Origin of the sequence: Providencia sp. PROV116 (genome assembly GCF_028482485.1) — a bacterium.
GTDB lineage: Bacteria > Pseudomonadota > Gammaproteobacteria > Enterobacterales > Enterobacteriaceae > Providencia > Providencia rettgeri.
Map to the genome: position 1 here is coordinate 13,349 of NZ_JAMPQO010000016.1, position 22,822 is coordinate 36,170.

At 40.5% G+C, this 22,822-nt stretch carries 22 protein-coding genes; 15 read left to right on the forward strand and 7 right to left on the reverse strand.

Features of this window, described 5'->3' with window-relative positions:
• Positions 1-57 precede the first annotated feature (57 nt).
• The 4 genes from pckA to PSE72_RS12090 form a co-directional block, all read right to left on the reverse strand.
• Positions 58-1,677, reverse strand: coding sequence for a phosphoenolpyruvate carboxykinase (ATP) (pckA, locus tag PSE72_RS12075; protein WP_004906570.1), 1,620 nt, complete (start codon positions 1,675-1,677; stop codon positions 58-60).
• A gap of 203 nt (positions 1,678-1,880) precedes the next feature.
• On the reverse strand, positions 1,881-2,753 hold the full coding sequence (hslO, locus tag PSE72_RS12080) for an Hsp33 family molecular chaperone HslO (RefSeq protein WP_115166327.1): 873 nt from the start codon (positions 2,751-2,753) through the stop codon (positions 1,881-1,883).
• A gap of 39 nt (positions 2,754-2,792) precedes the next feature.
• Positions 2,793-3,203 (reverse strand): ribosome-associated heat shock protein Hsp15, encoded by a 411-nt coding sequence (gene hslR / locus PSE72_RS12085; protein ID WP_004906574.1) that lies wholly within the window; start codon positions 3,201-3,203, stop codon positions 2,793-2,795.
• A gap of 64 nt (positions 3,204-3,267) precedes the next feature.
• Positions 3,268-5,361 carry an IgaA/UmoB family intracellular growth attenuator gene (locus PSE72_RS12090; protein ID WP_198641956.1) on the reverse strand — a complete coding sequence of 698 codons (2,094 nt, stop codon included), beginning with the start codon at positions 5,359-5,361 and terminating at the stop codon, positions 3,268-3,270.
• A gap of 326 nt (positions 5,362-5,687) precedes the next feature.
• Here PSE72_RS12090 and nudE point away from each other — a divergent pair, with 326 nt between their 5' ends.
• A complete protein-coding gene (gene nudE, locus PSE72_RS12095) occupies positions 5,688-6,239 on the forward strand; it encodes an ADP compounds hydrolase NudE (protein WP_004906579.1) in 552 nt (183 codons plus the stop codon).
• A gap of 156 nt (positions 6,240-6,395) precedes the next feature.
• Here nudE and mrcA read toward each other — a convergent pair whose 3' ends face one another.
• Positions 6,396-8,912 (reverse strand): peptidoglycan glycosyltransferase/peptidoglycan DD-transpeptidase MrcA, encoded by a 2,517-nt coding sequence (gene mrcA, locus PSE72_RS12100; RefSeq protein ID WP_115166326.1) that lies wholly within the window; start codon positions 8,910-8,912, stop codon positions 6,396-6,398.
• Positions 8,913-9,028: 116 nt separating this feature from the next.
• Here mrcA and PSE72_RS12105 point away from each other — a divergent pair, with 116 nt between their 5' ends.
• The 13 genes from PSE72_RS12105 to PSE72_RS12165 all read left to right on the forward strand — a co-directional run bounded on the left by PSE72_RS12105 (position 9,029) and on the right by PSE72_RS12165 (position 19,851).
• A complete protein-coding gene (locus tag PSE72_RS12105) occupies positions 9,029-9,868 on the forward strand; it encodes a pilus assembly protein HofM (RefSeq protein ID WP_115166325.1) in 840 nt (279 codons plus the stop codon).
• A 3-nt stretch (positions 9,869-9,871) separates the two neighbouring features.
• Entirely contained in the window at positions 9,872-10,417 is a 546-nt protein-coding gene (locus tag PSE72_RS12110; RefSeq protein ID WP_115166324.1) for a PilN domain-containing protein, read from the forward strand.
• Complete coding sequence (locus tag PSE72_RS12115) at positions 10,410-10,958, forward strand: hypothetical protein (protein WP_115166323.1); 549 nt, start codon at positions 10,410-10,412, stop codon at positions 10,956-10,958. Before PSE72_RS12110 ends, PSE72_RS12115 begins: the two co-directional genes overlap by 8 nt.
• Positions 10,951-12,015 (forward strand): transporter, encoded by a 1,065-nt coding sequence (locus tag PSE72_RS12120; RefSeq protein WP_227024235.1) that lies wholly within the window; start codon positions 10,951-10,953, stop codon positions 12,013-12,015. The genes PSE72_RS12115 and PSE72_RS12120 overlap by 8 nt, the downstream gene beginning before the upstream one ends.
• A 507-nt stretch (positions 12,016-12,522) precedes the next feature.
• Positions 12,523-13,044 carry a shikimate kinase AroK gene (aroK, locus tag PSE72_RS12125; protein WP_004906592.1) on the forward strand — a complete coding sequence of 174 codons (522 nt, stop codon included), beginning with the start codon at positions 12,523-12,525 and terminating at the stop codon, positions 13,042-13,044.
• Between the two features lie 45 nt (positions 13,045-13,089).
• Complete coding sequence (gene aroB / locus PSE72_RS12130; RefSeq protein ID WP_004906595.1) at positions 13,090-14,178, forward strand: 3-dehydroquinate synthase; 1,089 nt, start codon at positions 13,090-13,092, stop codon at positions 14,176-14,178.
• Positions 14,179-14,441: 263 nt separating this feature from the next.
• Entirely contained in the window at positions 14,442-15,353 is a 912-nt protein-coding gene (locus PSE72_RS12135) for an SPOR domain-containing protein (RefSeq protein ID WP_004906598.1), read from the forward strand.
• A gap of 82 nt (positions 15,354-15,435) precedes the next feature.
• Positions 15,436-16,338: an adenine-specific DNA-methyltransferase gene (dam, locus tag PSE72_RS12140; protein ID WP_004906600.1), complete on the forward strand. Its 903-nt coding sequence runs from the start codon at positions 15,436-15,438 to the stop codon at positions 16,336-16,338.
• 15 nt (positions 16,339-16,353) lie between these two features.
• Positions 16,354-17,028 (forward strand): ribulose-phosphate 3-epimerase, encoded by a 675-nt coding sequence (rpe, locus tag PSE72_RS12145; protein ID WP_004263207.1) that lies wholly within the window; start codon positions 16,354-16,356, stop codon positions 17,026-17,028.
• Complete coding sequence (locus PSE72_RS12150) at positions 17,025-17,717, forward strand: phosphoglycolate phosphatase (RefSeq protein WP_115166321.1); 693 nt, start codon at positions 17,025-17,027, stop codon at positions 17,715-17,717. Before rpe ends, PSE72_RS12150 begins: the two co-directional genes overlap by 4 nt.
• A gap of 16 nt (positions 17,718-17,733) precedes the next feature.
• A complete protein-coding gene (trpS, locus tag PSE72_RS12155; protein WP_115166320.1) occupies positions 17,734-18,777 on the forward strand; it encodes a tryptophan--tRNA ligase in 1,044 nt (347 codons plus the stop codon).
• Positions 18,778-19,004: 227 nt separating this feature from the next.
• Positions 19,005-19,262: a hypothetical protein gene (locus tag PSE72_RS12160; RefSeq protein ID WP_115166319.1), complete on the forward strand. Its 258-nt coding sequence runs from the start codon at positions 19,005-19,007 to the stop codon at positions 19,260-19,262.
• Positions 19,263-19,293: 31 nt separating this feature from the next.
• Positions 19,294-19,851: a class I SAM-dependent methyltransferase gene (locus PSE72_RS12165; protein WP_115166318.1), complete on the forward strand. Its 558-nt coding sequence runs from the start codon at positions 19,294-19,296 to the stop codon at positions 19,849-19,851.
• 145 nt (positions 19,852-19,996) lie between these two features.
• Here the strand turns inward: PSE72_RS12165 and PSE72_RS12170 are convergent, their stop codons facing one another.
• Positions 19,997-20,674: a hydrolase gene (locus PSE72_RS12170; protein WP_004906617.1), complete on the reverse strand. Its 678-nt coding sequence runs from the start codon at positions 20,672-20,674 to the stop codon at positions 19,997-19,999.
• 266 nt (positions 20,675-20,940) lie between these two features.
• Here PSE72_RS12170 and PSE72_RS12175 point away from each other — a divergent pair, with 266 nt between their 5' ends.
• Positions 20,941-21,816: a pirin family protein gene (locus PSE72_RS12175; RefSeq protein WP_115166317.1), complete on the forward strand. Its 876-nt coding sequence runs from the start codon at positions 20,941-20,943 to the stop codon at positions 21,814-21,816.
• Between the two features lie 44 nt (positions 21,817-21,860).
• Here PSE72_RS12175 and PSE72_RS12180 read toward each other — a convergent pair whose 3' ends face one another.
• A complete protein-coding gene (locus tag PSE72_RS12180) occupies positions 21,861-22,766 on the reverse strand; it encodes a LysR substrate-binding domain-containing protein (protein ID WP_004906621.1) in 906 nt (301 codons plus the stop codon).
• Positions 22,767-22,822: the final 56 nt, after the last annotated feature.

A 22,822-nucleotide genomic window follows, 5' to 3' on the forward strand; every position in this document is an offset into this window, starting at 1 on the left:
AACAAAAAAGGCTCTACATTGGTAGAGCCTTTATTATTTATTGATTCACAAAACTAATTACAGTTTTGGCCCGGCTTTCACCAGTGCAGCACCTGCTGGCGTGTCCGTGTACTTATCAAAGTTATTCACGAAACGTTCTGCTAAGTCTTGCGCTTTTTCATCCCACTGCGCTTTGTCTGCATAAGTATTACGTGGGTCAAGGATATTGGTATCCACACCCGGTAATGCTGTTGGGACTTCTAAATCGAACACAGGCAGTTTAATCATGTCCGCTTTTTCGATATCACCACTTAAAATAGCATCGATGATGGCACGAGTATCTTTGATGGAGATACGTTTGCCTGTACCGTTCCAGCCTGTATTCACTAAGTAAGCTTTCGCGCCAGCCGCTTCCATACGTTTAACTAATACTTCAGCGTATTGTGTTGGGTGCAATGATAAGAATGCAGCGCCAAAACATGCAGAGAATGTCGGAGTCGGTTCCGTCACACCACGCTCTGTCCCTGCTAATTTCGCGGTAAAGCCTGATAGGAAGTGGTACTGCGTTTGTTCAGGCGTTAAACGAGAAACAGGTGGCAACACACCAAATGCATCTGCGGTTAAGAAGATAACTTTTGTTGCATGGCCCGCTTTAGAAACAGGTTTTACAATGTTGTCAATGTGGTAGATTGGATAAGAAACACGGGTGTTTTCCGTTTTTGAACCATCATTGAAATCAACTGTACCATCTGCCAACACCATCACGTTTTCCAATAACGCATCACGTTTGATAGCACCATAGATGTCTGGCTCAGCTTCTTTAGATAAGTTGATAGTTTTTGCGTAGCAACCGCCTTCAAAGTTGAATACGCCGTCATCATCCCAACCGTGTTCATCGTCACCAATTAACTTACGTTTTGGATCGGTAGAAAGTGTGGTTTTACCTGTTCCAGATAAACCAAAGAAAATGGCGACATCGCCTTTTTCGCCGACGTTAGCAGAACAGTGCATAGATGCAATGCCTTTTAATGGCAGCAGGTAGTTCATCATAGAGAACATACCTTTCTTCATTTCGCCACCATACCAAGAGCCACCGATCAGTTGCATGCGCTCTGTTAAGTTGAACGCAACAAAGTTTTCTGAATTCAAACCTTGTGCTTCCCAATTCGGGTTAGTACATTTCGCGCCGTTCATGACGATGAAATCAGGTTCGAAGCCCACTAGCTCTTCATCTGATGGGCGAATGAACATATTTTTAACGAAATGCGCCTGCCATGCAACTTCAGTGATGAAACGTACTTTTAGACGAGTGTCGGCGTTCGCACCACAGAATGCATCAATGATAAACAAACGTTTACCAGACAGTTGTTCAGTCACTAAATGTTTGAGATCCGCCCAAACTTCTTGTGACATCGGTTTGTTGTCGTTTTTACCTTTACCTTGGTCTGCCCACCAAACAGTATCGCGAGTCACGTCATCACGTACAATATATTTATCTTTTGGTGAACGACCAGTAAAGATACCTGTATCAACCGCAACAGCACCTAAAGTGGTTACTGTTCCACGCTCATAACCTTCAAGTCCTGGCTTAGTTTCTTCCGTGAATAATAGCTCGTAACTTGGGTTATAAACCACTTCAGCTACATCATGAATACCGTACTTTTCAAGTTCCTTCAGGGTAATGCTTTTAGCGCTCATTATATTGCTCCTGGTAAACATAATTAATCTGCGGATGATCATAATTCTTTACGACTAATTAACAGCGATTGCTATCAAAGAATTGAAAATGTATAATTTTTTTTAATTCATAATGAGACTTAGAGCACGTAATAATGCTTTAAAATTATAAAAAAAGGGTGCAGAATTGCACCCTTGTCACATAATTAGGTTGCTAAATCGTATCAGTGAAGTTGCTGATTTAGCTCATTATTTAACCCTTGAAGATCGGATTCAATAAATACGTAATGTGAGCCACAAAATTCACACTCCATATCAATTTTTCCATCTTTGTGTAAAATATCGATAACATCTTCCTTCGGTAACGTCGCTAATGTACTTTCGCAACGCTCCCTTGAACAAGTACAACGAAACTCGACAGATTGTGGGTCATATAACGTGACATCTTCTTCATGATAAAGACGGTGTAAAACCTCTTTCACATCCAATGAACTCAGCTCTTGGCCTTTAATTGTGGCTGTCAGTTGCACTAAGTGGTCAAAGAACTCATGGCTTGTTTCATTTGCTGCTGGTAAAACTTGCAACAACATGCCACCTGCACTTGGTTTCCCATCTACTTCACCCACACGAATGAATAAACGGGTTGGCAATTGCTCTGACTGGCGAAAATAGGCATCAATGCTTTCTTCAATAGAATCCCCTTCGATCGCCACAATTCCTTGATAACGTTCACCTTGATTCGGTGTGATGGTAATCACCATAAAACCATTACCAATCATCTGCTTCAGAGTGCTACCAGCCACAACAGGGCCATCTACACGTGCAACACCACGCATCTGTTGTAAATTATTACCATTGATAACCGCCAGATTAACCGGCCCATCCCCTTGAATTTGGACAGTAATATCACCATCGAACTTCAACGTTGCCGTCAATAAACTGGTAGCAACAAGTAACTCACCTAACAAACCTTTCACCGCTGTTGGGTAGTCATGGTTTTCTAAAATATGTTCAAAGGTTTCATCAACACTGATCATTTCCCCACGAACGGAATGTTGCTCAAATAAAAAACGGTGGAGTAAGTCTTGGTTTGCCATAATATCTCTCTATTGCTCGGGCTGTTGCTCAGGCCGTCATCAAGACGACTCATGAGAATTTGTTTGTTTAAACTTTAATAGAGTACGCCGTTCTTTCTTATCTGGACGTCGCTCTGGATGTGGCATCGTCAGTGCATTCATCTTACGCGCTTGTGCCATTTTCTCTCGTTGTTCAATACTTTCTACGGTTTCACAGTACAGCAACTGTGCTTCCGGCGCGCCTTTACGCTGGCTACTAATTTGCATGATTTCAACCGTCCGTTCATCATTACCTTGTCGAAGCTTAACGATTCCGTGTAGCTCAACAATCTTCCCGGGCTTAGTTCTTTGCCCATTATAATGAACTTTACCACCTTCAATCATTTCACGGGCGACTGCACGCGTTTTATAAAACCGCGCAGCCCACAGCCATTTATCAAGGCGAACAGGTTCTATAGTGGATTGATTCATGGTGCCTCCTCAACATAAGTCTGAATCAAACTAAGAAGAGGCTCCCTCTATTTTCGGGATGATACTATCGACGATAGGAAGGGGGATTAGCCTCAAAGCATTTATCATAATATTCTGTGATATTACGCAAACGCTTCTTATTATTCAAAACACGTAGCACAATCAACGAACCATTTAACAAAGCACACACTAACAAAAATAGGATAAAAATCGCACTACGTATATACTGAGATACCACTTTTGCATTGGGCTCTTCATGCAACACAATTTGCAATGTGCCATTAGCATCTACTGATAAACTCGTAATGACCCCTTCAATATTGAACGGTGTATTGATTAGAAGATTTGATAACCTTTGCAATTCTTGCCAACGCTGTAATGGCGATAACTCATTAAAAGAAGCTCCCGGTATCGAATCGACTAAAGGCTTATTTTCATCACTAATTAATAAAACACCTCCAGGAGGAGGACTATTAATTTTACGCACTTCTTTCTCTATTTCTGTTTTGATAAAATCATATATGGTGTCTTCCACAATGTTTTCCAAGGCCTCAGCGCTACCCGCACGCAATAAAACATGGGCCCCTTTTAATTTCCCAGTCGACGCTTTCTGTACTAAAGCAGGCCAATCCTCTGTACTTCCTAGATTAGTCAGCGCATTTTTTAATTTTAGGCAATTATCAGAATTATGGCACAGTTGTTCTGTTCCCATAATGATAGCCGAAAAATCAAAGATAATATTCATCCCTGACTTCATAATATCGCGCTGTAATCTTGGATTAACTCCTGCCGAGTTTTTATCTGGATGCAATTGGCTTTTGACGGTATCAAGCAATGATATCGAACGTTCAACAACCTCAGATTGAGGCTCGGTCAGTAAACTTACATCATTCCAATAAATCCCCGAACAATCAAATGGCACAAATTGTGCTTGGTTTTCTTTATTAAAATTCGGTGGGCGATAACACATCCCTTTACCTTGGGCAACTAATGTATCCCCAATTTTGATCTGACGGGAAACGAGGTCCTTAGGGTCCTCAACCTTAATTTTCTCTGTACCACCTAACCAAGCAAAACCCAGTTTTATCGGTAACCCCATCGGTTGATATGCAAATATCAAGGCCATCGTTAATAATGCCCCAACTAACATCAACACATTCTTTTTGAACCGCTTATATGGGTAATAACGTTCTTCTTCATGCAAAGAAAGATACTTACCGAGTCTAACCACCTCACCCGTCGTATAAAAATCAATATTAACGGCTTGGTTTTCTTCGTATTTTAAATAATTCGCCCAATGGCTGGGGTAGTGCAAATCAATACCCGCAATAGAGGTATTTGTGGAATATTTTTTATCAAGCTCGCCATAAAGCTCCCAGCGCTTTGGTTGACCGTGAATACATTGAATATCTTGATATTTTCGAGGAAACATCCTAGAGCGAAAGAGAACAAGTAACCCAATAACAAACGTAATCATTGTAATCACCAACCCCGATTCCTGTAATAACGGGATTGAGACGAGGGTTAAATAACCAAATAAAAAACTTAGGCAAATAATCGCGGCACCAAGCCAACCTGTGGCGTTGTGTAATCGATGCTCTTCTGCCGTCTCTTTACGAACTTTCAATCGTTCAATACTATGTTGACCACGTTCTTGTATAGCCGCATCAGGCCATGTTGAATCGAGTGGTACGCCTGTTTGCCATTCACTACTGAAATCTTTCAGCGAATGGCTATTCATTGAAATAATCAATGGTAAGTGGTCTGTTTCTACTATATCCATGACATTTTGGCGTTGCAAAAACGGTTCAAGCTGTGAAGGGAGCTGAACTTCAATGGTATCAATAAAATAACGCCAGCTATTTCCCTGCTCTTGGCGCAAATTAAAACGCGTTAATGAATGGCAAATTGTTGCTATTGTTGAATTTTTTTTGATTTGCCATGGATGTTGAGAAGAATTTATTGATACAGCAGAGCAATAATTTAAATACTGAGAGATGGTTTGGTAATCTGAATCAATCATTTTTCTAAATGATGGTGACGCTACAGAGGGTATTTGATAGACGCCAGAACGCCGCCCCCGCCTAAAATATAGGAAGGAAGCCATTATAGTCAGGCTAATAACAATTATAGCCGTTATAATGACATGGTTCAGCATTGTTTCCCCAATGAAAAATGAATAAGAAAAGCATATCAACCATCAGGCTTTCTAAAAATAAGCCAATTCCTATTCTATTTAGGATTTTTATTTTAAATTACAACATCTTGTAAAAAATTTTTTTATTTATTCATCCGTGCTATTTTTGAACGACGATTATACTAACAGCATTTTATCGACTCGATAATATCTATCATTTTATTTTGATATAGGTCATAGTTGTACGGTGATTTCAAAATACGGGCAGTACTAAGTACAACGCGTCTCGTAAATCAATGAAATATGCTTTTAGCAATAGATTTCACTCATCCTGTTCGGAAATCGTTATGACAGAGTTAAAAAAACCAAAAATCTTGAATATTCAAGATGTTGCTCAATCAAAATTATTCAGCATTCAATCAGTTGACCTCGAATTTAGTAATGGCGAAAAACGAGTCTATGAAAGAATGCGGCCCGCAAAACGTGAAGCGGTTCTTATTGTTCCTATCATGGGTGATAACCTCATCCTCATTCGCGAATACGCTGTCGGAATTGAAAGCTATGAATTAGGCTTTCCCAAAGGTGCTATCGACCCCGGTGAAATCGCCATTGAAGCAGCCCAACGTGAACTCAAAGAAGAAATAGGTTATGGCGCTAATCACATTGTTCAGCTCGCCAAACTTACGATGTCACCATCATACTTCTCAAGTAAAATGAACATTCTTATCGCTCAAGACTTATACAGCGAAAAACTCGAAGGAGATGAGCCAGAACCACTACAACAAGAGCTATGGCCAATATCTCGAATGATGGAATTACTGGAACACCCTGATTTCAACGAAGCTCGGAATATTAGCGCACTTTTCTATCTAGAACGTTACTTAAAAAGTAGTAAGTAAAAACACTTATTATTGTATCAGCTGTATGTGATTTCCATAACCAATTATTAATATTGGCACATAATCGCCTGATATATTAAATGTCTCTATAGAAAACACCCCATGTTTTAAATCAACAATGGGGTGCTAATTGAGAGAGTTTAGCCAACAATAATTTTAAAATAGCTCTTGGCTAGCCCCACCTTCCGTAGAAATTGTCGTGCCTACCTCTTGTACAGCATGTTCTTTCGGTTCCGTTCCTTCAATAAAATACTCACGACGGGAAGAACCTAACTTACCTGTCCGGCTATCAATGGATACAGAAATAACCCCTTTTGGCGGCTTCATTGTTTTCACAGGTACTCCATCCAAAATAGACTTCATAAAGTCGTCCCACATTGGCTGTGCGCTTTTAGCACCCGCTTCACCACGACCTAGTGTACGCCTATTGTCATCAAAACCTATCCATGCTGAAGCCACAACATCTGGACCATAGCCAGAGAACCAAGCATCTTTCGAGCTATTCGTTGTTCCTGTTTTCCCACCAATATCACGCCGACCACCTAAGTCTCTCGCTGCACGCCAACCCGTACCAGACCAACCAGGCTCACCATAGATATTAGTCATCATCGCATCCCTAATTAAGAATGCGAGTGGGGTATTAATCACATGAGGCGCATATTGGTCACCGGAGTTCCCGCCTAGGTTAGATGCCGTTGTTAATTCCATTGTTGGCTCTTGTATGACGGCATCATCCCCCGATTGTGTAACTTCTTCGGTAGATTCATCATCAATACCTTTGCTCGCAATAGTGCGTTCAGTATCCCCATAGATCACCGGAATATCCGTACAATCCGGGCATGCTATTTTAGGATTAGCTTCGAAAATAACCTCATCATTATGATTTTCGATCTTCGAAATGTAGTATGGGTCAATCAAATACCCACCATTAACCATGACGGCATATCCACGAACCATTTGCATTGGTGTAAATGATGGCGCACCTAGCGCTAACGCCTCTGTACGGTTAATATTTTCCGCTGGGAAACCAAAGCGAGTCAAATAATCAGCGGCATAGTCCACACCCATGGCTCTCATTGCGCGAACCATCACAACGTTTTTTGATTGACCTAAACCTTGACGTAAACGAATAGGTCCATCATATCGAGGCGGTGAATTCTTAGGACGCCAATCAGAACCAGCGCCCGCATCCCAACGGCTAATCGGCACATCATTAAGTAATGATGATAATGTCAGGCCTTTATCCATCGCAGCGGTATACAAGAAAGGTTTAATATTCGAACCAACTTGGCGTAATGATTGGGTAACCCGGTTAAACTCACTCATATTGAAGTCAAACCCACCAACAAGCGCAATAATTGCACCGTCATTCGGATTCAAAGCAACAAAGGCAGCATTTACATCAGGCACTTGCCCTAACCACCAGTTATCTTTAACTTTTCGAACCCAAATTTGTTCACCCACTTGCATCACTGCATTTACGGCTCTTGGCGCGGCACCTTGCTGAGTATCTGAAATAAATTTACGCGCCCAACGCACTCCGGTCATTGTAATGGGGATTTGCGAACCATCAGCTAACATCACTTGTGCTTCTGAAGCCGTTGCAGATGTCACGACAGCTGGCATTAACGGCCCATAGACAGGCATTTTTTTCAATTTTTCGACAATCTGCTCTGCTGTCCAAGCCGTTTCATTCTGTTTCCATAAAACCTCGGCAGGACCGCGATAACCATGGCGAGTATCGTAGTCGATCAAATTATTACGAACTGCAGTTGTTGCTGCTTCCTGATCTTTGCGGATCACCGTAGTGTAAACTTTATACCCATCGGTATAGGCATCTTCACCATATTTATCAAACAAGGTTTGACGTGCCATTTCGGCTAAATACGGCGCAGAAAAATCGATTTTCGGCGCATGATACGAAGCAACTATTTTTTCATTTTTTGCTTGTTCATATTGGTCTTGAGTAATGTATTTTTCCTCAAACATACGAGAAAGAACCACATTACGACGATTTACTGCACGGTCATAAGAATACAGCGGGTTAAATGTAGAAGGTGCTTTTGGCAAACCCGCAATCATCGCGATTTCACTAAGCGTCAACTCATCCACTGTCTTACCAAAATAAACGTATGCAGCCGCCCCGACGCCATAAGCACGGTTACCTAAATAAATTTTATTCAGGTACAGCTCCATAATTTCATCTTTAGTAAAAATCTGCTCAATGCGAATAGCCAAAAAAGCCTCTTTAACTTTACGCATCAAGGTTTTTTCAGGACTTAAATAAAAGTTTCTCGCGAGCTGCTGAGTAATCGTACTGGCCCCCTGAGAAGCATGACCAGATGATGCCATGACAGTAATAGCACGAAAAATACCAATCGGGTCAATCCCGTGGTGATCATAAAAACGGCTATCTTCAGTTGCAATAAATGCTTTTATCATTAAAGGAGGAATTTCTGCCAGCGGTAAAGGAATACGACGTTTTTCCCCATATTGGGCAATCAATTCGTTATCCGCACTGTATACCTGCATTGGAACTTGCAGACGAATGTCTTTCATTGTTGCGACATCGGGTAACTCACCTTCGACATATTTATACATGCCATAAATCGAGGCGGTTCCCAAAAAAATGCAACAGAAAACAAGAATAAAAAAATATTTTACGAACTTCACCGGAAAATTCCCATGCTCGGCTAACAAGAGGGTTTAGATATCACTAACACACAGTATAAAGCTTATACAGCACAATAGAAAACGTAATTTATTTGTTAATGATAAGGAAATTAACTATGTATACATCAAAATGGAACATTGGGATCGACCTATATCGAGATAGAATACAGTTAGTCGCTGCAAAGCGGCGCAGACAATACTGGCATTTATGTGAATGTTGGCAGCAACAATTACCATTCGAATTAACGGATAATTCTAGCCATGAGCAACATAAAATTTTACTGGATATTTTATTACAATGGCGTCAGAAATTACCTAAAAAGTGTTCAGTATCCTTCGCATTACCTGCCGTTCGTACAATAAAACAACAAATTTCATTACCCAGTGAAATCAAATTGCCACAACCGGAATTAGGGTGGTACTTACAATCTCAAGCTGAAAAGCGTTTTTCTATGCACGCCCAAGAGCTGGCTATCGACTATCGCGTCATCAAACAACAAGTTTATTTTAATGGGGCTCGCCAGTCAGATATTACCTTTTGGCAAAATCTATTTACAGAAAGCGGATTTAACCTACTTGCTATTGATGTCGCCCCCATAGCTTTACGTTATGTGGCAAGAAATGCGGGTTTACCCGATGAATGTTGGGTTATTCATTACCGACAAGGTGAATGGCTTTGGTCAGGGCCAGTTAGCCAGCCAGCTAATTATAACCATTTACAAGATACTGATATACAAACACTTTATCACTTACTCCCTTTTCTCGAACAAGAAGATACTTCACCCACTTTACCTATCTACCTAATTACAGACCATCAACATATTCATCGTACTGCTGAGATAGCTCATTACTGGGAATTACGTCAAGCTTTTCAACAGCATAATATTAAATTACCGCAATTACTGGGGGATTTTGTGATTGCTACTGGCCTTGCTTTGCGTCATGGAGATATTTAACTGATGGAACTATACCAAGTTAATTTTCTCCCTTGGCGCCAACAGCAAATAAAAAAGAAGATACGAGAGTTTTTACTCTTTTGCTTTGTAGTTTGCTGTTCAGTAATTATAGCTTGTGTTTTTTTATTTTTATTTCAACAAATTGAAATAGATGACCTAAAAAATAGAAAGCATAATAGCCAACTGCAATACGAACAGATACAGCAATTAACATTGCAAATCACTGCTCAACAAACACAGATCAATAGTTTGATGAACAAAAAAAGACAGATAGATAGCATCATGGAAAATAACCAATTTTTACTTAGGCTATTACAAAATCTTTCAACTATAACCCCACCAAAAAGTTGGCTCACAAATCTACAGTTAATGGATAACAAAATAGAGATCAAAGCTAACAGTTATGATTTTCAAGATATCAATTCACTCGGCTTACAGCTTAAAAAACACCCTGGTTTGAGCGATATTCAATTGAAAAAAATCAGCCGAATGAATCAATTAAATCGTTTACACCTAACTGCTAAATACCAAGGGGAGCTCGATGAGTGAATCTACACATTCTTTTTGGTATCGCCCTTTTTGGCAACAAACGCTACCGGTTTGCTTCTTCATGGCTCTTTGTATCACTGCTGGATATTTTTTATACTGGAAAGAAAACCAAAATCAGATCATGGGATTAGCCACTGAGAACCTGAGTTTAACTGAAACAATTGCAAAAGAAACGAAAACTCTCCACCGCTCACCTTCATTGCAACAGCTAGAAAAGCAGGCTCAATTGTTAAAACAATCAGTTGATATTAACGAAGCCCCTCTTGAATTACTTACACAGTTAAATACTTTACTTTCTCGTTCTTCAGTCACACTTAATCAATTGCAATCCACAGATATCAATACCTATTTTATGGAGTTCCAAGGCAATTTTGCTGCTATTTATTACGTTATAGAGCAACTTCTTACTCTTCCTCAAACTCAGAGATGGCATTTTCATGACATAAAAATAATTTTAAAACAAGGAGTTATTGTTACCACCATCTCATTTTCTTTTTTCAACAACACTCTTGCTATCAAGGATGATAACCATAATGAATAGCTCACTAACTAACATTCACATGATAATTATTGGAGGACTCCTCTTTTTATCTTCATTTTTAGTCTCTGCCGAAGAAATTAGAGATCCCTTTGCACCACTTACCCCACCTTTAGTAATAGAAAATCAGCCCACTTCGGAGATTACAATAGCGCCGATAGCGCCAAGTAAAACACCACAAGCCGAAAAAATATTTAAATTAGTCTCAATCAATGTTCAAGAGGTTCGTCTCCTATTAGAACACCCTGATACGTCGTTATTATCAAAAAATGCATCTATCCATCACGATATCACGACAAACAGCCTCATTATTAAAGATGATCCAGACCGATTAGCACTGATTGATGAATGGATAAAACATAAAGATATGCCAAATAAACAAGTGCAAATCACCGCACATATCATTAGTAGCAGCCGAACTGCATTACAAGAATTGGGTTTAGAATGGGGAATGATGGCAGGGGGAAACCTGAGCGCTAATCATTTACATCGTTACAACCGTTACTCTTCAATATCCGGGCAATTTTCCTTCAATGTTCTTAGCCTTGGAGAGGGTTTACTTGAAATGAAACTTAAAGCATTAGAAAAAGAAAATTTGCTTTCTATTATTGCGAGTCCTCGTTTAGTTGCTTCACACCAACAACCCGCAAGTATTCAGCAAGGTACTGAGATCCCCTACGTCACCAGTAATGAAAAGAAAACGCACGTACAATTTAAAGATGCTGTACTCGGAATGGATGTCACTCCCGCTATTGTGCGTGATGAAAAAGTTGAGTTAAATCTAAAAATTAGTCATAACTCGCCTGATACTGCACTCACTAGCAGTCAACATCATCACTTGGCCATCAATAAGCAAGAAATCGCAACGACCGTCACTATCAAAAATAATGAAACCCTTATCCTTGGGGGAATTTTTCAGCAAAAACAAGAAAAAACAGAGACGGGGTTACCTTTTTTATCTCACATTCCTTTTCTAGGTACATTATTCACAAATACGGCAGAGCATATAGATAAACGTGTCCTTATCGTTTTTATAACACCAAAACTTATCAATATTTAATATAGAAAAAATAACGCATATACTTCAAATAGTTGAATAAGCAATAAGTCAAAGATGACAAAAAAAAATATTTTTTATGCCATAAACCTACCGGATAAATTTGACGCTGACGTCGTTTTAGCATACAAGGTTATCCATTGAGTGTTCTAACTATCCGTAGATTAAAGAACAAGCTGTCAGTCGCTTATAAAACAGCCACAATTAATGTTGCTCTACACTTAACAGAAATAACTTGCTGATACCAATAGCTAAAAACTGTTAAAAACCATGATAAACAAGGTATTAGACAACATAGACGGCTCAAATATAGAAACCTGCAATTTTAAATATGGCACTTTGCTTGCTTAGTGCCATATTTATATAGTTGCAATTCAGGTTGATGTATTGAGATAATTTTCTTATCTGATCTCACATCATCACTTATGAGGTTTCAGTTTAGGTCCCGCCGCTAATCTGATTGGCGGGGCGGGTAATCATTAACGAATAATCGTAGTAATACCAAAAAACATGGCAGAGAAACGCAATATCTTTCTGGTTGGACCAATGGGTGCTGGCAAAAGTACTATTGGCCGTCAGTTGGCTCAACAGCTTAATATGGAGTTTTTCGACTCTGATCACGAGATAGAAAAACGCACTGGCGCAGATGTAGGCTGGGTATTCGACCTTGAAGGTGAAGAAGGCTTTCGCGATCGCGAAGAAAAAATCATCAATGAGCTTACAGAGAAACAAGGCATTGTTTTAGCAACAGGCGGTGGCTCTGTTAAGTCCAAAGAGACCCGTAATCGCTTATCCGCTCGCGGTGTCGTTGTTTATCTTGAGACCACAATTGAGAAACAATTATCTCGTACACAGCGTGACAAAAAACGTCCACTACTACAAGTTGACGAACCTGCACGTGAAGTTCTTGAGAAACTGGCTGACGAACGTAATCCGATGTATGAAGAAATTGCTGATATTACCATTCATACTGATGAACAAAGCGCTAAAGTTGTTGCCAGCCAAATCATTGAACTATTAGAAAAAAACTAATTATTCATGGTGTTATTTTCAAAAATGAACTTAAGGTAAAGCAAGATGGAAAAAGTCACCGTCACTCTAGACGAACGTAGTTATCCAATCAATATTGCACCCGGCTTATATCAACAAACGGATGCATTTTGGCCATTAACTGCAGGTCAACGAGCAATGGTCGTGACAAATGAAACTCTTGCCCCTATTTATCTTGATAAGATAAAGCATGTTCTTGAATCTTCAGGTGTAAAAGTTGATACCATCATTCTACCGGATGGCGAACAATACAAATCATTATTCATTATGAATGATGTATTTACCGCATTACTTGAAAAACACCATAACCGTGACACCACCCTCATCGCTCTTGGTGGGGGCGTCATTGGCGACTTAACCGGTTTCGCAGCAGCAAGTTATCAGCGTGGAGTGCGTTTTATTCAAGTTCCTACGACCTTATTATCTCAAGTGGACTCTTCTGTCGGTGGTAAAACTGCCGTCAATCATCCATTAGGGAAAAATATGATCGGTGCATTTTATCAACCCGCTTCTGTCGTGATTGATCTCAACTGTTTAAAAACACTTCCCCCAAGAGAACTCGCCTCTGGTTTAGCTGAGGTCATTAAATATGGCATTATCCTCGATAGTGAGTTTTTTAGCTGGCTAGAAGATAATATCGATGCTCTCGTCGCTCTTGATGACCAAGCGATGGCTTACTGTATTCGCCGTTGTTGTGAATTAAAAGCACAAGTCGTTGCGGCAGACGAAAAAGAAACTAGTGGGTTACGTGCACTATTGAACTTAGGCCATACTTTTGGCCATGCTATCGAGGCGCATATGGGCTATGGCGTCTGGTTACATGGTGAAGCTGTCGCGGCTGGCATGGTTATGGCAGCAAAAACAGCTGAGCTACTTGGCCAATTTACTCCTGAACAAACACAGCGGGTGGTCACTCTTCTAGAACGTGCATCACTTCCCGTCACAGGCCCGTCACAAATGAAGCCCGATGATTATCTCCCACATATGATGCGAGATAAAAAAGTGATGGGTGGAAAACTACATTTAATTTTGCCTACCACTATCGGCCATTCGGAAATGCGTTCAGATGTTGATACGCAGACTGTCATTGCGGCAATATCATCCTGTATGTCATAAAACGAAGAAAAACCCGAATTTTTACTGACGTTTTAAAATGTTACTGGTAGATGTTCGCTAAAGTCGTTAAATTATACGGTATGCCTACGCCTATATACGAAACTCTGAAAAAGCGTATTATCAATACCACTTTGGCTAGCGTGGTATTACGAAAGGATATATGCTTTAAAATAAGCAGCGATGCCCTGCTTGGTCGTTAAGAGGTTGTACTGATAAGAGACATTTTATCTCTACTATAGGCAAATTTTATTCGGGAGAGGAAAATGGACGAATTTAAACCAGATAACCAGCCTCAAGGTCAAAATGATCTTAGGCCAGATACATCAGATAGACCGACAGGGCGCTCACGCCAATCATCATCTACTGCAAAACCTAAAATTGCACTCTCACGCCAACATATTATGATTGGTGTAGGTGTTCTGGTTCTATTGCTGCTCATTATTGCTATCAGCTCAGCTTTAAAGGCCCCTACAGAGCATGAAAAGCAACAAACAACGGGTGCAAATAATTCACAGAATATCGACTTATCGGGCTCCTCATCGTTGACAAATTCACAAGGTCAAACGTTATCAGGGCAACCGCAAGAAATTACCGGTTCACAAATCACACCGACACCAACCCAAGGAGAGCCTCAAACTCAACCAAATGGTCTGGGTGAGCGTATCGAAATACCTGGTGATGTCGTTGATGCCTTAAATCAAGGCCAAGTTTCTGTACCAAATACTAACCAACCACAAAATACGACACAGTTAACACCACCAACCGTTAAACCTGTCGAACAGCAACCCGTGGTAAAACCAGTTACACCAGAAAAAACACCTGCAAAACCCGTTGAGCAAAAACATCCTGTGCAGACTAAACAGCCAGCGAAACCTGCATCAACAGCAAGTAGCCAAGGTAGTAATATCATGTCTGCGCCAGCCGGTAGCTATACATTACAACTCAGCAGCGCAAGCCGCTCTGATACATTGGAAGCTTTTGCAAAAGAAAACAAACTGGCCAATTACAAAGTCTATAAAACTATACGTAATGGGCAAACCTGGTATGTTCTTATTCACGGAAATTATAGTTCAGTGACCGACGCAAAAAATGCAATAGGAACCTTACCTGCTGCAGTGCAAGCGAAAAAACCGTGGGTTAGAAATATGAAACAAGTCAAACAGGATCAAAAATAACAACGTTTTTCCCCGGGCGCATTATGTTGTCCTGACAGAGTATAGATTTAGTACTCTAAACGATTGTAATAATAAAGACGGCATGAAAAAAAAACGCGCTTTTTTAAAATGGGCTGGGGGCAAATACCCCCTTGTGGAAGAAATCAAAAAACACCTTCCACAAGGTGATTGCTTAATTGAGCCTTTTGTTGGTGCTGGGTCAGTGTTTTTAAACACCAGTTATGATTCCTACATACTGGCAGATATCAACAGTGACCTCATCAACCTCTATAATACAGTTAAAGACCGTGCTGATTCTTTTATCGAAGAAGCCCAGCAAATCTTCACACCTGAATATAATACTTCCGAACAATATTATTTAATGCGTGAAGCCTTTAACCAATCGACCGATACTGAGAAACGCAGTGTCCTTTTTTTATACTTAAACCGCCACTGCTATAATGGGTTATGCCGTTATAATTCTCGTGGTGAATTTAATGTTCCTTTCGGCCGCTATAAAAAGCCCTATTTTCCTAAAGAAGAATTACTGTGGTTTGCTGAAAAATCACAAAATGCGATGTTTATGACTCAGCATTATGGTGAAACTTTGCTCAACGCAAAAGAGGGATCTGTTGTCTACTGTGACCCACCCTATGCACCTTTATCAGATACCGCTAATTTCACCGCGTATCATACGAATTCATTTAATTCGCTTGAACAACAAAACTTAGCGATTTTGGCACAAAAGTTATCAACAGAAAGCAAAATCCCTGTCTTGATCTCAAATCATGATACCCCGATGACGAGAGAGTGGTATCATCAAGCCCAATTACATATTGTAAAAGTACGTCGCACTATCAGTAGAAATATATTGAACCGGACAAAAGTCAATGAGTTACTGGCATTATATCCGGGTATACCAAATAGCCTTTCTCCTAGAAAAATAGATAAGAAAAAAACACAGCGCCTTGTACCTAGCGATGAATGGCTCTCAGATAACGATTAATAATCGGAGACAATAATGAAAAACTTTCTCATTGCCCCATCTATTTTATCTGCTGACTTTGCCCGTTTAGGCGAAGATACTGCCAATGTTCTTGCAGCTGGTGCCGATATCGTGCATTTTGATGTTATGGACAACCATTATGTACCAAACTTAACGTTTGGGGCGCCTATATGTAAAGCACTGCGAGACTACGGAATAACCGCACCTATTGATGTCCATTTAATGGTGAAACCCGTTGACCGCATTATCCCTGACTTTGCTAAAGCGGGTGCAACCCATATTAGCTTCCACCCTGAAGCCAGTGAACACGTTGACCGCTCACTGCAGTTAATTCGCGAGCATGGCTGTACCGCAGGGCTAGTATTTAACCCAGCAACCCCACTTAGCTACCTTGATTATGTGATGGATAAAGTCGATATGATCCTGCTCATGTCTGTCAACCCCGGCTTTGGTGGACAATCCTTTATCCCACAAACACTCAATAAATTGCGCCAAGTCCGTAAATTAATTGATGAGAGTGGTTATGATATTCGTTTGGAAGTCGATGGCGGTGTCAAGGTGAATAATATCGCAGAGATTGCAGCAGCAGGTGCCGACACCTTCGTTGCAGGTTCTGCTATTTTCGACCAACCCGACTATAAAACTGTTATCGACGCGATGCGTAACGAATTACAAAAGGTATCTCAATGACTCAAGTCGTATTAGAGAATATCAAAGCGATAGCTTTCGATTTAGACGGCACTCTCGTAGATAGCGCCAGCGGCTTAGCTGACGCTATCGACAATATGCTCAACGAATTAAATTTCCCTCCCGCAGGTAAAGAACGCGTTTCTATTTGGGTCGGCAATGGGGTTGATATATTAGTTGAGCGAGCGCTTTCTTGGGCAGGAGCCGAAATCACGCCCGAGCTACAAAAAAGAGCGCGAGCCAGTTTTGATAAATTCTATGCAACATCTGTCACAACAGGCAGCCAACTGTTCCCTGAAGTAAAAGACACTTTAGAGCAATTAGCGAAACATGGCCTGCCTATGGGAATTGTAACGAATAAAGCAACCCCATTTATTGCGCCATTATTGAATAAGTTAGGCATTGAACACTACTTTTCTCTAGTATTGGGTAGCGATGATGTCAAAGCTTTAAAACCGCATCCAGCTCCTCTCTACTTAACGATGGGAACATTCGGTTTACGTAAAGAAGAATTGCTTTTTGTCGGCGATTCTCGTAATGATATTATTGCAGCGAAAAGCGCTGAATGCCCGTGTGTCGGTCTGACCTACGGTTATAACTATGGTGAATCTATTGCACTGAGTGAACCGAACTGTGTATTAACACATTTTTCTGATTTATTACCTGCAATTGGGTTATCTGAAATAAAATAAGCAAGGACATAACTAAATGAGCACTCCCACTGAAAATTTAAAGCAACCCCAAAAACCAATCGTATTCAGCGGCGCACAGCCTTCCGGTGAATTAACCATCGGTAACTATATGGGTGCATTACGTCAGTGGGTACAAATGCAAGATGACTACGATTGCATTTACTGTATCGTTGACCAGCACGCTATCACCGTTCGCCAAGACCCTATCGAGCTGCGTAAAAGAACCCTTGATACACTCGCGCTTTATTTAGCTTGTGGCATTGACCCGAAAAAAAGCACTATTTTTGTTCAGTCCCATGTCCCACAACACGCTCAACTGAGCTGGGCGCTTAACTGCTACACCTATTTCGGTGAATTGAGCCGTATGACTCAATTTAAAGATAAATCTGCCCGTCATGCAGAAAATATCAATGCAGGCCTATTTGATTACCCGGTACTAATGGCAGCCGATATTTTGATTTATCAAACAAATCAAGTACCCGTTGGTATTGACCAGAAACAACACCTTGAATTGAGTCGTGATATTGCTCAACGCTTCAATGCTATTTACGGTGATATTTTCACTGTACCCGATCCATTCATTCCGACTGGTGGTGGTGCCCGTGTTATGGCGCTGCAAGATCCAACTAAGAAAATGTCTAAGTCTGATGATAACCGTAACAACGTTATCGCATTATTAGAAGACCCGAAATCTGTCGTGAAAAAAATCAAACGCGCAATGACTGACTCCGAAGAGCCACCGCGTATTCGTTATGATTTAGAAAACAAACCGGGTGTTTCTAACTTATTAGATATCATGTCGGGCGTGACTGGTAAGAAAATCGCAGAACTCGAAGCAGAATTTGAAGGCCAAATGTACGGTCATCTAAAAGGTGCTGTAGCAGAAGCTGTTTCTGGCATGTTAACTACCCTTCAAACTCGCTACCATGAATTCCGTAATGATGAAGCGCTGCTCAACCAAATTATGGATGAAGGTGCAACTAAAGCGGCTGCTCGCGCGCAAGAAACGTTAGATAAAGTTTATGAAGCAATTGGCTTCGTTAAACGCCCGCAGTTGTAATATTCACCACTTAAATTAAGTGTAATGGGGGAAATTCGTCCCCCATTAGGCTACTGACAACGCCTATTTCCTCCCGTAATACCCAACCCATCAATTCAAAACGTCAAATTAATTACCCACAGTAATTAAATGTAATATCGTGTAATTAATCTCTTTTTGCCTTGTGTCTGGAGTTAACTCTAACGTTTATATTAATCGTGAACACACTCAATAACGGAGAATTACCTATGTCATTTTTCAGCAAATTATTTGGGTTAAATCGAGGTTCACGCTATTCCAAACATGGTGGGTCATCCAAGCATGGGGGGTATTCAAACCAAGGACACTCATCCAAACACAGTGACCATAATAATGGGTACTACAACGATAAACAGCAGATCGAGCAGCAATACCGTAACGTAATGCAGTGCCAACAATGTCGCTCAATTATCCGATATGGCGATAAATTCTGTAGTGAGTGCGGTTTACCCGTGCGAAGTCAATAAACAATTCTTATACCCCTAATTGGAGGTGCAAATGTTTATTATTAATGCGCTATGGCTTAATTCATACAAAGAATATATAAAGCAATTTATTACTTCGCCAAGGGAGATGGGATCGATTATTCCATCATCTAGTTCACTCTGTAATACCATGCTGAGTTATATCGATTGGGACAAACAAAGTAAATTTGCAGAAATAGGTGCTGGTAATGGCGTAATGACAAAGCAAATACTGCAAAAGTCTTCATTAAATACATCATTAGATATTTATGAAGTTAATAATACGTTTATTACACAACTTCAACAGATTAAAGATAACCGAGTTGTCGTTTACCCCATTTCGGCTGAATATCTTCAAGATGAGTATGATGTGATTATCTCTGGCATTCCTTTTCTCTCACTAAATAAAAAGATAGGCATGAGAATTCTGAAAAAAGCGAATCAATGCTTAGTTGTCAAGCAAGGGGTTTTTATTTTATTTCAATACACCCAATCCTGCGAAAAGATGTTTTCTCGCTATTTTAATTTTACAAAACAACGTGTCTATCTCAATTTTCCACCCGCTTGGGTTTATGTTTGCTACCCCAAATAAATTTTTCATAAAAAACGGGATAAATTTCCCGTTTTTACCATGCTCAATAACAATCAATTAGATTAATATCACATATGGGTTGGAGCAAATATGCCATCCACCACCTGATTTAATTCCGTAAGTTAAATGTGGGGTTTATCACGAATTAACGTTCAGAATCTAATTGCTCATTATTTTTCAGAACATCTTGCGCTTTGCTGTAGCTTTCAATTAATAATTGATAAGCAGGGAAAATTTGTGTGTAAGCCATTGCCCATTCCGCCGCATCTTCACGGTTCCAAGTCCCTTGTAATTCTGAAGCAACAGCCGCAGTATCCATTGGAACGACACCCGCTTGAACGACACGCGCTAAGGTGATTTCTTGCGCCATTTTGCTGTAAGTACCTGATGCATCAATGACCACAAATACTTGATAACCATCCATCACCGCACTAATCGCAGGGAAAGCCATACAAACACTGGTAATGGTTCCTGCAATAATTAATTGTTTTTTACCTGTTGCTTTTACCGCTGCCACAAACTCAGGGTTATCCCATGCATTAATTTCGCCACGGCGTGCAATATATTGTGCATGTGGCGCATTTTGATGAATTTCTGGGATCAACGGACCATTTGGGCCTTGAGGTACAGAAGCCGTTGTTATTACTGGAATTTTAGCTAGGGAAGCCATTTTAGCCAGAACAGCGGCACGAGCACGCAATTCCGTCATTGGCATGTCACCTACGGTTTGGAATAATCCACTCTGGTGATCGATTAATAACATCACCGCATCTTCTGGGTTAATAGCAGGACGTTGACCATTAAAATTAGCTGGGCTACTCATGATGAAACCTCTCAATCGATAAAATATGAAATCTGTTTTTGATTTAAAAATAGAACGATAGACGCTCTATTTTCGTGTTATTTAGATTAATTCATCGATTTAAGGCTGAGTAGTCCAGTTTTTGATAAACACTGTTCTATAAATAGAATAATTAGTCTTTATTCTATTGTTCTATCACTGCAACAATGAAACCTATTTTTGCTACTACTGCCAAGTGATTTGCTCCTTTATTATTCAGTCATCAAAACAATTTTAGGAGCAAAACCATGAAAAAAATTATTGGTATCTATCAATCTCCTCGCAGCCATTGGGTCGGAGACGGCTTTCCTGTCCGTTCAATGTTTAGCTATAACGATCATGGGAAATACCTCAACCCATTCCTTTTACTCGATAGAGCGGGGCCTTTTGATTTTTCAAGCTCAAATTCAGCAAATAGGGGGGTTGGCGAGCACCCACACCGTGGGTTTGAAACCGTTACAATAGTGTATGATGGCGAAGTGGCTCACCATGACTCTACAGGGGAAGGCGGTGTGATAGGCCCAGGCGATGTTCAATGGATGACTGCGGCATCGGGTATTTTACATCAAGAGTATCAGTCTGACGCCTTCATGAAACAAGGTGGCACTCTTGATATGGTACAACTGTGGGTTAATTTGCCAGCAAAAGACAAATCAGCGGCCCCCGGCTACCAGCTGTTAGAAAGCCATAGTATGCCAAAAGTCGCATTACCCAATGATGCAGGAACACTGCGAGTGATCGCGGGTGACTATTTAGGCAATAAAGGTGCAGCAAAAACCTTTAGTCCATTAGATGTATGGGATTTGCAGCTTAACAAAGGTAAAACGGTCGGTATCCCAACCAAAGCGGGACGCTATGTCGGTTTAGTCATGTTACGTGGTTCAATATTTGTTGATGGCCGCTCTGCTTTAAACGAAGGGGAGCTGATGATCCTCGACGATACAGATAGCAATATTCTGTTAGAAGCCACAGAAGATGCCTTAGTACTGTTGCTCAGTGGTGATCCTATTAACGAGCCGGTTGTTGGTTACGGCCCATTTGTGATGAATACTGTGCAAGAAATCAATGAAGCAGTGAATGATTTCAACAGTGGGAAATTTGGCCGCATTCCTGAAACACAGTAAATGAGAAATATTTCCCTGATAGCCTAATGCGCTATCGGGGAAATTTATTTCACTGACGGCGAAATATTATCTGCTAAATGATTTAATAATAATTGGATTGATGGCAACAACCCTTTGCGTGATGGATATACCGCATGAATGATATCTTCAGGAAACTGCCATTTCGGTAATACCTCTATCAAATCCCCTGATTCAATGTCTTTTTCTACCACACCATAAGGCAACCTTGCGATCCCAACACCTTTGCGTGCCGCATGGTATAACGTTAAAATATCTGTTGTCGCTAACTTCGGGGTGAAATGCTGCGTAAAGCTAAGATCGTGACTATTTTTTAGGGTCAACGTGTAATTTTGTGAGTGCTCTGTATTCGCTAACATCGGGTAATCCACCAGCTTTTCGGGCTCTGTGAGTTCACCGTGCTCTGCGAATAACTGCGGGCTAGCCACTAAGATACGCCGTGAATATCCTAGTACTTTCATCATTAAGCCTGAATCATCTAATGGCAATGAACGCACTCGAATAGCTAAATCCAACCCTTCACTAATCACATCCACAGGGCGGTTAACTGCTAAAATTTGAACATCGATATCAGGGTACTTTATCATAAAATCTACAAGTAATTCATTGAGATAGACTTGTAACAGTGCGACTGGACACGATAACTTGATCGTTCCTTTAGGGTGTGACTGAACGGAACAAATCAATTCATGAGCAACTTCAGCTTCATCCACCACATTTTTACACTGCTGATAAAAGACTTGCCCCACTTCCGTGACATGAAACTGACGAGTAGAACGGTAAATCAATGAAACATTAAGGTTTTTCTCTAAGTCTGCAATACGTCGACTCAATTTAGATTTAGGGATCCCTAGAGCCAAACCCGCTTGTGAAAAACCACCATATTCGACAACTTTCACAAAATAGTAGAGATCATTTAAATCATATTGCATCTCACCCCCCTCAATATTCCTAATCGCAATATCGCCATCTTACTAAAAACCCCAAA

Coding starts and splice junctions, on each gene's coding strand:
- pckA (WP_004906570.1), bottom strand. CDS start 1,677: ATGAGCGCTAAAAGCATTACCCTGAAGGAACTTGAAAAGTACGGTATT.
- hslO (WP_115166327.1), bottom strand. CDS start 2,753: ATGGCAAACCAAGACTTACTCCACCGTTTTTTATTTGAGCAACATTCC.
- hslR (WP_004906574.1), bottom strand. CDS start 3,203: ATGAATCAATCCACTATAGAACCTGTTCGCCTTGATAAATGGCTGTGG.
- PSE72_RS12090 (WP_198641956.1), bottom strand. CDS start 5,361: ATGCTGAACCATGTCATTATAACGGCTATAATTGTTATTAGCCTGACT.
- nudE (WP_004906579.1), top strand. CDS start 5,688: ATGACAGAGTTAAAAAAACCAAAAATCTTGAATATTCAAGATGTTGCT.
- PSE72_RS12105 (WP_115166325.1), top strand. CDS start 9,029: ATGTATACATCAAAATGGAACATTGGGATCGACCTATATCGAGATAGA.
- PSE72_RS12110 (WP_115166324.1), top strand. CDS start 9,872: ATGGAACTATACCAAGTTAATTTTCTCCCTTGGCGCCAACAGCAAATA.
- PSE72_RS12115 (WP_115166323.1), top strand. CDS start 10,410: ATGAGTGAATCTACACATTCTTTTTGGTATCGCCCTTTTTGGCAACAA.
- PSE72_RS12120 (WP_227024235.1), top strand. CDS start 10,951: ATGAATAGCTCACTAACTAACATTCACATGATAATTATTGGAGGACTC.
- aroK (WP_004906592.1), top strand. CDS start 12,523: ATGGCAGAGAAACGCAATATCTTTCTGGTTGGACCAATGGGTGCTGGC.
- aroB (WP_004906595.1), top strand. CDS start 13,090: ATGGAAAAAGTCACCGTCACTCTAGACGAACGTAGTTATCCAATCAAT.
- PSE72_RS12135 (WP_004906598.1), top strand. CDS start 14,442: ATGGACGAATTTAAACCAGATAACCAGCCTCAAGGTCAAAATGATCTT.
- dam (WP_004906600.1), top strand. CDS start 15,436: ATGAAAAAAAAACGCGCTTTTTTAAAATGGGCTGGGGGCAAATACCCC.
- rpe (WP_004263207.1), top strand. CDS start 16,354: ATGAAAAACTTTCTCATTGCCCCATCTATTTTATCTGCTGACTTTGCC.
- PSE72_RS12150 (WP_115166321.1), top strand. CDS start 17,025: ATGACTCAAGTCGTATTAGAGAATATCAAAGCGATAGCTTTCGATTTA.
- trpS (WP_115166320.1), top strand. CDS start 17,734: ATGAGCACTCCCACTGAAAATTTAAAGCAACCCCAAAAACCAATCGTA.
- PSE72_RS12160 (WP_115166319.1), top strand. CDS start 19,005: ATGTCATTTTTCAGCAAATTATTTGGGTTAAATCGAGGTTCACGCTAT.
- PSE72_RS12165 (WP_115166318.1), top strand. CDS start 19,294: ATGTTTATTATTAATGCGCTATGGCTTAATTCATACAAAGAATATATA.
- PSE72_RS12170 (WP_004906617.1), bottom strand. CDS start 20,674: ATGAGTAGCCCAGCTAATTTTAATGGTCAACGTCCTGCTATTAACCCA.
- PSE72_RS12175 (WP_115166317.1), top strand. CDS start 20,941: ATGAAAAAAATTATTGGTATCTATCAATCTCCTCGCAGCCATTGGGTC.
- PSE72_RS12180 (WP_004906621.1), bottom strand. CDS start 22,766: ATGCAATATGATTTAAATGATCTCTACTATTTTGTGAAAGTTGTCGAA.